This is a genomic window from Gordonia sp. (in: high G+C Gram-positive bacteria) (assembly GCF_049299075.1).
Lineage (GTDB): Bacteria > Actinomycetota > Actinomycetes > Mycobacteriales > Mycobacteriaceae > Gordonia.
Window position 1 is genome coordinate 1 of sequence record NZ_JBAQWU010000282.1, and the last position, 7462, is coordinate 7462.

At 68.5% G+C, this 7462-nt stretch carries 6 protein-coding genes and 1 riboswitch; of the genes, 3 read left to right on the forward strand and 3 right to left on the reverse strand.

The genetic code is table 11. The annotated features are described in order from the left end of the window. Positions 1-153 precede the first annotated feature (153 nt). The 3 genes from WAW85_RS08615 to WAW85_RS08625 all read left to right on the forward strand — a co-directional run bounded on the left by WAW85_RS08615 (position 154) and on the right by WAW85_RS08625 (position 5104). Complete coding sequence (locus WAW85_RS08615) at positions 154-723, forward strand: MerR family transcriptional regulator (protein WP_422559209.1); 570 nt, start codon at positions 154-156, stop codon at positions 721-723. Between the two features lie 39 nt (positions 724-762). Next, positions 763-856, forward strand: a riboswitch (glycine riboswitch). A gap of 177 nt (positions 857-1033) precedes the next feature. Further along, positions 1034-3919 (forward strand): aminomethyl-transferring glycine dehydrogenase, encoded by a 2886-nt coding sequence (gene gcvP / locus WAW85_RS08620; protein ID WP_422559204.1) that lies wholly within the window; start codon positions 1034-1036, stop codon positions 3917-3919. Positions 3920-4150: 231 nt separating this feature from the next. Continuing rightward, complete coding sequence (locus tag WAW85_RS08625) at positions 4151-5104, forward strand: hypothetical protein (protein ID WP_422559205.1); 954 nt, start codon at positions 4151-4153, stop codon at positions 5102-5104. Between the two features lie 108 nt (positions 5105-5212). Here WAW85_RS08625 and WAW85_RS08630 read toward each other — a convergent pair whose 3' ends face one another. The 3 genes from WAW85_RS08630 to WAW85_RS08640 are packed head-to-tail and all read right to left on the reverse strand — an operon-like array spanning position 5213 to position 7382. Next, a complete protein-coding gene (locus tag WAW85_RS08630; protein WP_422559206.1) occupies positions 5213-5677 on the reverse strand; it encodes a hypothetical protein in 465 nt (154 codons plus the stop codon). Then, entirely contained in the window at positions 5674-6213 is a 540-nt protein-coding gene (locus WAW85_RS08635) for a flavin reductase family protein (protein ID WP_422559207.1), read from the reverse strand. The genes WAW85_RS08630 and WAW85_RS08635 overlap by 4 nt, the downstream gene beginning before the upstream one ends. Next, positions 6210-7382: an LLM class flavin-dependent oxidoreductase gene (locus WAW85_RS08640; protein ID WP_422559208.1), complete on the reverse strand. Its 1173-nt coding sequence runs from the start codon at positions 7380-7382 to the stop codon at positions 6210-6212. Before WAW85_RS08640 ends, WAW85_RS08635 begins: the two co-directional genes overlap by 4 nt. Positions 7383-7462 lie beyond the last annotated feature (80 nt).

Here is a 7462-nt window from a genome sequence, read left to right on the forward strand (position 1 = left end):
GTCTCTAGGTTCAATGTCAACGCCGCTGCGGGCGGTGCGGCACATTGAATCGGCTCGGCGGAGTATCCTCGAACAAGGACCGCTTCTTCTTGAGTCCTAGCGTTGCATGAGGGAGACACCGTGGACGATCAGCAGGACACGCTCGAAGCCCGAGTGACTGCACCCGTACAGGGCGGTCTCGACGAGGTGGTACCGGGTCTGTTTCCGAACGACACGGTGCCCGACGAATTGGTCGGCTATCGCGTGCCGAGCGCCTGCCAGATCGCGGGCATCACCTACCGGCAGCTCGACTACTGGGCCCGCACGTCGCTGGTGGTTCCGTCGATCCGCGGTGCGGCCGGATCCGGCAGCCAGCGCCTGTACTCATTCAAGGACATCCTGGTCCTGAAGATCGTCAAGCGTCTGCTTGACACCGGTATCTCCTTGCAAAACATCCGCGTCGCCGTTGACCATCTGCGTCAGCGCGGTGTGGAGGACCTGGCCCGGATCACCCTCTTCTCCGACGGCACCACCGTCTATGAATGCACCTCCGCCGAAGAAGTCGTCGACCTGCTGCAGGGTGGCCAGGGCGTCTTCGGCATCGCAGTGTCGGGCGCTATGCGCGAACTGACCGGTACCATCGCCGATTTTCCCGCCGAGCGTGCCGATGGGGGCACCGCCGCAGAATCTCCCGAAGACGAGCTGGCCGCACGCCGCAAGGATCGCGCGCGCCGGACCGGCTAACTCGCCGGTAGTGCGTAGCGCGTATAGTTGGCCACGCGCCGCTGCGCTGCGGGAGAGCGTCTCGCCGGTCGAGACCGCCGAAGGAGCAACACCTCTCCGTCAAACTCTCAGGCCCCCGGACCGTGGCAGCTGTCGGCGCCTCTGGAAAGTGACGGGTACGCTCGTCCGCCCACGGTGAAAGGCACGGCGTCGCCCCTGCGGGTGGCCTCGCGCCGAATCTCTCAGGCATCGCGCACGTCGCGGTAGGACAGAGGGGGAGGGCCCTACGTCTGGGCGTGTGCCCGGACCGACGAGACGAGGCCGTCCCGCCATGACCGATGCGAAGTTCCACGGAGAATTCGTCGCCCGCCACCTGGGTCCTGATGCGCACGAGACCGCCCGGATGCTTGCCGTCCTGGGGGTCAACTCCCTTGACGAGCTGGCCACTCAGGTAGTGCCGGCCGCGATTGCCTCGGAGGATGGAGCGCTCGCCGCGCTGAACGCGCCGCTGAGTGAAGCCGACACCACCGCGCACCTGCGCGAGCTGGCCGGCAAGAACACCGTGGCCCGCAGCATGATTGGCCTCGGCTACTACGACACGCACACCCCGGCTGTACTGAAACGCAACATCGTCGAGAATCCGGCCTGGTACACCGCGTATACGCCGTACCAGCCGGAGATCAGCCAGGGCCGCCTGGAGGCGCTACTGAACTTCCAGACCATGGTCGGCGAACTGTCCGGCATGGAGGTGGCCAATTCCTCCATGCTCGATGAGGCCACCGCCGCTGCCGAGGCGATGACGTTGCTCCGGCGGGCGAGTAAGTCCACGTCGCCGCGCGTCGTGGTCGATGCCGACCTGTTCCCGCAGACCCGGGCGCTGATCGACACCCGCGCCGAACCGCTGGGCATCGAGGTGCTCGAGGCCGAGCTCGATCCCGCGGCGGCCGCGGTCGGGCTGCCCGAGGGCGAGTTCTTCGGGGTGATCGTTCAGATTCCCGGCGCGTCCGGCAAGGTCGTCGACCTGGCGCCGATCATTGCCGCCGCGCACGAGCGGGGCGCGCTGGTCGCCGCCGGTCTCGACCTGCTGGCGGCCACGCTCATCACCCCGCCCGGTGAACAGGGCGCCGACGTCGTCTTTGGCACCACGCAGCGCTTCGGTGTGCCGATGGGCTTCGGTGGCCCCCACGCTGGCTATTTGGCCGTGGGTAGCAAGCTGACTCGTCAAATGCCGGGCCGTCTCGTAGGCATCTCGAAAGACGCCGACGGCAACCTCGCCTACCGACTCGCCTTGCAGACCCGCGAGCAGCACATTCGCCGGGAGAAGGCGACGAGCAACATCTGCACCGCTCAGGTGCTGCTGGCCGTCCTCGCCGCCATGTACGCCTCCTACCACGGGCCGGACGGGCTGAAAGCGATCGCCGAGCGCGTCCACCGCCGGGCCGTTGCCCTCGCCGACGGGCTGATCGCCGCCGGGCGCACCGTCGCCCACGCCGCCTTCTTCGATACCGTCGTCGTCGAGGTTCCGGGGGACGCTGTGGCACTGGTTGCCACCGCCAAATCCGAGTACGGCATCAACCTGCGACTGATCGACGGCGATCGCATCGGCATCGCGTGCGACGAGACGACGTCGGAGGCCGATATCGCCGATGTACTGAGCGTCTTCGCGGCGACGGAGCTGAGCGCAGGCGGCACGCCGGACGGAGCGCCCGCCAGTTTCGCCAGCGACATCGCCAATCGCACCACTGATTTCCTGGATCACCCCGCCTTCGGCGACTACCGCACCGAGACCACGATGCTGCGCTACCTGCGCATGCTGTCGGATAAAGATATCGCCCTCGACCGCAGCATGATCCCGCTCGGTTCATGCACCATGAAGCTCAATGCCACCACCGAGATGGAACCCATCACGTGGCCGGAGTTTGGTGGCCTGCATCCGTTCGCGCCGCTGGAAGACACGGTCGGCATCCGCGAACTGATCACCACGCTGGAAGATTGGCTTGTGGCGATCACCGGCTACGACCGGGTGAGCCTGCAGCCAAACGCCGGCTCGCAAGGCGAGTACGCCGGACTGTTGGCGATCCGTAAATTCCACCTCGCCAACGGCGATACCGAGCGCGACATCTGCCTGATCCCGTCGAGTGCACACGGCACTAATGCGGCCTCCGCGGTGATGGCGGGAATGCGGGTCGTCGTCGTTGGTACCCGGGAGAACGGCGATGTCGACATCGATGATCTGCGCGAGAAGATCGCCAAGCACGCCGCGGAACTGGCCGGCATCATGATCACGTACCCGTCGACGCACGGCGTCTTCGAGGATGAAGTCGCCGACATTTGCGCGGCAGTGCACGACGCCGGTGGTCAGGTGTACGTGGACGGGGCCAACCTGAACGCACTGGTCGGCTTGGCCCGTCCGGGCCGGTTCGGTGGCGACGTCTCGCACCTCAACCTGCACAAGACGTTCTGTATCCCGCACGGCGGTGGCGGACCGGGTGTCGGTCCGGTGGCGGTGCGCGAGCACCTGGCGCCGTACCTGCCGAGCCACCCGCTGGCCAGCGAACTGCCGGATACCGGAATCACGATCTCGGCTGCGCCCTATGGTTCGGCGTCGATCCTGCCGATCACGTACGCGTATATCGCCATGATGGGCGCCGACGGCCTGCGCCGCGCCACGCTCACCGCGATCGCCTCGGCGAACTACATCGCCCGCCGGCTCAACGACCACTTCCCGGTGCTCTACACCGATAAGAGCGGGTGGGTCGCTCACGAGTGCATCCTGGATCTGCGTGATCTGATCAAGGCGACCGGCGTCAGTGTCGACGACGTCGCCAAGCGCCTGGCCGACTATGGCTTCCATGCGCCGACGATGAGCTTCCCGGTGGCCAACACCCTGATGGTGGAGCCCACCGAAAGCGAGAACCTCGCCGAGGTGGATGCCTTCATCGACGCGATGATCGCGATTCGGGGCGAGATCGCCAAGGTAGCTGACGGCACTTGGGCGGTCGACGACAATCCGCTCGCCGGTGCGCCACACACCGCCGAATGCCTCGCCACCGAATGGGACAAGGCCTACGACAGGATGACGGCCGTCTACCCGGCCGGTCTGCCGTCGGCGGGCGCCCGCGCCAAGATCTGGCCGTCGGTGCGCCGTATCGACCAGGCCTTCGGCGACCGGAACCTGGTGTGCAGTTGCCCCTCGATCGAGGCCTTCGCGGAGTAGCCGGCGCCTGTCGCCCCCTGATTCGGGGTACTGAGCACCCCGGGCTCAGGCTCGCGCCCCCGATCGAGGGGGCGAGACCGAGACCAGCGGCGAAGCTCGGGTGCTCAGATGCCCGGCCGCCAGGGGCGGGAATCGGCGGTCCGGCGACGATCTGTGCACAACTGCGGCGCCGCTGGCGTGCCTGTGGACGGTGGGGTGGTGGGGGCCGGGCCGGTCACGTTCGCTCAGGTCATGACGATTCGACTCGACGACGTGTCCCGCGACCGATACGGCCTGATCCGCCGGACTGCCGCGCTCAAGGCCGGCCTGTCCGACGACCAGCTTGGCTACGCGCTGGCGGCCAAGAGCCTGGTCCGGCTCACTCCCGGCGTGTTCATGGTGCCGCAGGCGGCCGATGTCGCGCGCACCGAGCAGGGGAAGGACGAGTACTACCGTCTCGCGTGCATCGCCGGTGCCACGTCGACGCGCGCGGGCGAGGCGCCACTGAGCCATCACTCGGCCGCCGCGATGCATAGACTGCCGCTCTTGCGACCGGACCGCGGCACGGTGCATGTGATCCGCGGTGGCCGGGGCGGCAGCTCCCTCCGCGGCGGCCGGTACCGGCATGCGGGCGGGGTGCCAGCCGACGACGTCGTCGAGGTCGACGGTATTGCGGTGACCAGCCTGCGACGTACCGCGATCGACGTGGCGGCGATGGGAAACTTTGCACAAGCACTCACCGTCGTCGATGCGGTGCTGCGGCGCGGCGTCACCCGGGAAGAACTCCTCGACGCGCTGGCCGGGCGGAAGTTCGAGGGGATCCGCGTGGCCCGACGTGCGGTGGAGCACGGGAACCCGCTGGCCGAGTCGGTGGGTGAATCGTGGAGCCGGGCGCAGATGATCGACGCGGAACTGCCGCTACCGATCCTGCAGCGGCACTACCTCCTCGAGGGGCACACGCAGATTCCCGACTTCGACTGGGACGGTGTACTCGTCGGCGAGTTCGACGGGCGCGTCAAGTATCGCGGCCTGCTGCGCCCGGGCGAGACTCCGCACGATGCGGTGATCCGGGAGAAGGAACGCGAGGACCGGTTCCGCCGTGCCGGCATCGAGGTGCTCCGCTGGACGTGGGCCATGCTCGAGCGCGGTGAACTGATCCCGATCCTGATCACGTGGTTGCCGAAGCTGGGCATCGCCATCGGCTGATGCCCCCTGAATCGGGGGACCGGACACCCTCGTCTCGGTCTCGCGCCGCCGATCGAGGGTGCGAGACCGAGATGAGCGGCGGCGGGCGGAGTAGTCGGTGGTGGTGCGTCAGGCGGCGGCCGGGGTGCGGACGTCCACGTGCAGGCCGCGGCGGGCCAGGAGGGGGACCACCTCGTCGAGCAGCCTCGCGGTGAGCGCATGTGGGTCGGTGGCATGCAGGGTGACGCCGTCGGCGACGCGGGCGGCCCAGATGTCCCACAGCAGTCCGGCCAAGGTCGACGGAGTACCCGGGTGCACGATCACCTCGGCGCGAAGCCCCGGCGACCACCCGGGGCGCTGGTCGGTGAAGGCCAGGAACGCTTCGTTGACCGAGCCGGCGAGCAGAACGTCGATGTCGACGAACGCCGGTGTCGCCGATTGAGCGGCCTGCCGGGCGGCCTCGTGCAGGCTGCCGGTGCGCAGCCGGACCACCTCGTTTGCGGGGGCGCCCGGTGCGGTGAGTTCGACCCAGCCGGCGTCATAGTGAACGGCGAGGCGCAGGGGTGCGGGGTGGATCCGAGCGGGGGATGTCATCGGAGTATCTCCTTGGGGGACGAGCGGTCGAGCCGGTGAAAGCGGCTGCGGTGGAAGACCAGTGGCTGGCCGGCGGTTGCCGGGTGGGTGTAGTCGGTGAGAGCGAGGATCGCGATGTCGTGGTCACCGGCGGCAATCACGTTGACCGGGGTCGTGGTCAAGGTGGCAACGGCGCCGACGACGTGGACGGCGCCGCCGCTGTCGGTGATCCAATCCAGGTCGCGAAAGCGTTCGGCAGCGGGCAGGCGGAAGCGGTCGGCGACCGGTCCCTGGTCTTCGGCGAGCACACTCAGGCCCCACCGACTCGCCGCGCGCAGAACCGGAAGCGTCGAGGACGACCGTCCGATGTTCACCGACACCAAAGGCGGATCGAGCGAGACCGAGGTGAACGACGAGACCACGACGCCGACCGGGCCGTCGGCACCGATGGCGGCGACGGTGACGAGTCCGGACGGCACGTGCCCGAAGAGTTGCCGGAGGGCGCGCGGATCGTCGACCGGGGCCGCGGACGAGACTGCGCTGCTCGGGCCGCTCATCGGGCTTCGGCCAGGAACGGCTGGCCGATGGCCGCCGACGGGCGTGGCGCGGCACCATCGAACAGCCCGCGGCGGGCGAGTTGCGGGATCACGCCCTCGCCGAACCAGTACAGTTCCTCCAGATGCGGGTAGCCGGACAGGACGAACTCGGAGACGCCCAGCTCGGCGTAGCGTTCGATCAGATCGGCGACCTCGCTGTGGCTGCCAACAAGCGCGGTACCTGCGCCACCGCGCACCAGGCCGACGCCGGCCCAGAGGTTCGGGCTGATCTCCAGCGCGCGCGGATCGCGCCATGTGCCGTCGCTGCGATGCCGTTGATGGAGGGCGCGCATCGACGCTTGGCCCACTGACTCACTTCTGGCCAAACCGGCTTGTACGGCGTCGACCGTGGCCGGGTCGATTGCCGACAGCAAAGTGCCCGCTTCGGCCCATGCTTGTTCGGCCGTGTCCCGGGTGATCACGTGCAGGCGGATGCCGAAGCGGACCGTTCGGCCCTGCTCGGCGGCCAGCTCGCGGATCCAGGCGATCTTCGCGGCGACGGCTGCTTCGGGTTCGCCCCAGGTCAGGTAGACGTCGCTGTGCCGGGCGGCGACCGGACCGGCCTGCGGCGATGATCCGCCGAAGTAGATCGGTGGGGTCGGCAGCGGCACGCTCGCCAGTTGCGCGTCCTGAACCTCGAGGTGAGCGCCACGATAGGTGACAGTCTCGCCGCGCCACAGACCGCGCACGATAGTCAGGAATTCGTCGGTCCGCTCGTAGCGCGCGACCTTGTCGAGATGGTCGCCGTAGGCACGCTGCTCGATCGGCTCACCGCCGGTGACGACGTTGAGCAGGATCCGGCCGGGCGCATGCTTACTGAAGGTCGCCGCCATCTGGGCGGCCAGCGTCGGGCTCACCAGACCCGGCCGGAAGGCGACGAGGAAACCGAGCCGTTCGGTCTCGCGTGCCAGCATCGCGGTGGTCAGCCAGGCGTCCTCGCACCAGGCCCCGGCCGGGGTGAGCGCTGCGGTGAAGCCGAACGTCTCGGCGGCCCGGCCGATGGAGCTGAGGTACCCGATGGAGGCATCGCGGTCGCCGTGGGCAGCGCCGGCGGGGAGTCCGTGGCCGCCGCCGACGATGGATCGCGAGTCCCCGTAGGTGGGGAGGAACCAGTGGAGTTTCAGGGACATGTCGTTTCCGTTCGGGAGAAGGGCGTTAGAGGGAGCCGTGGCTGGGCGGCGGTTGCTGGTCGAGGGCCCAGCGGCCGAGG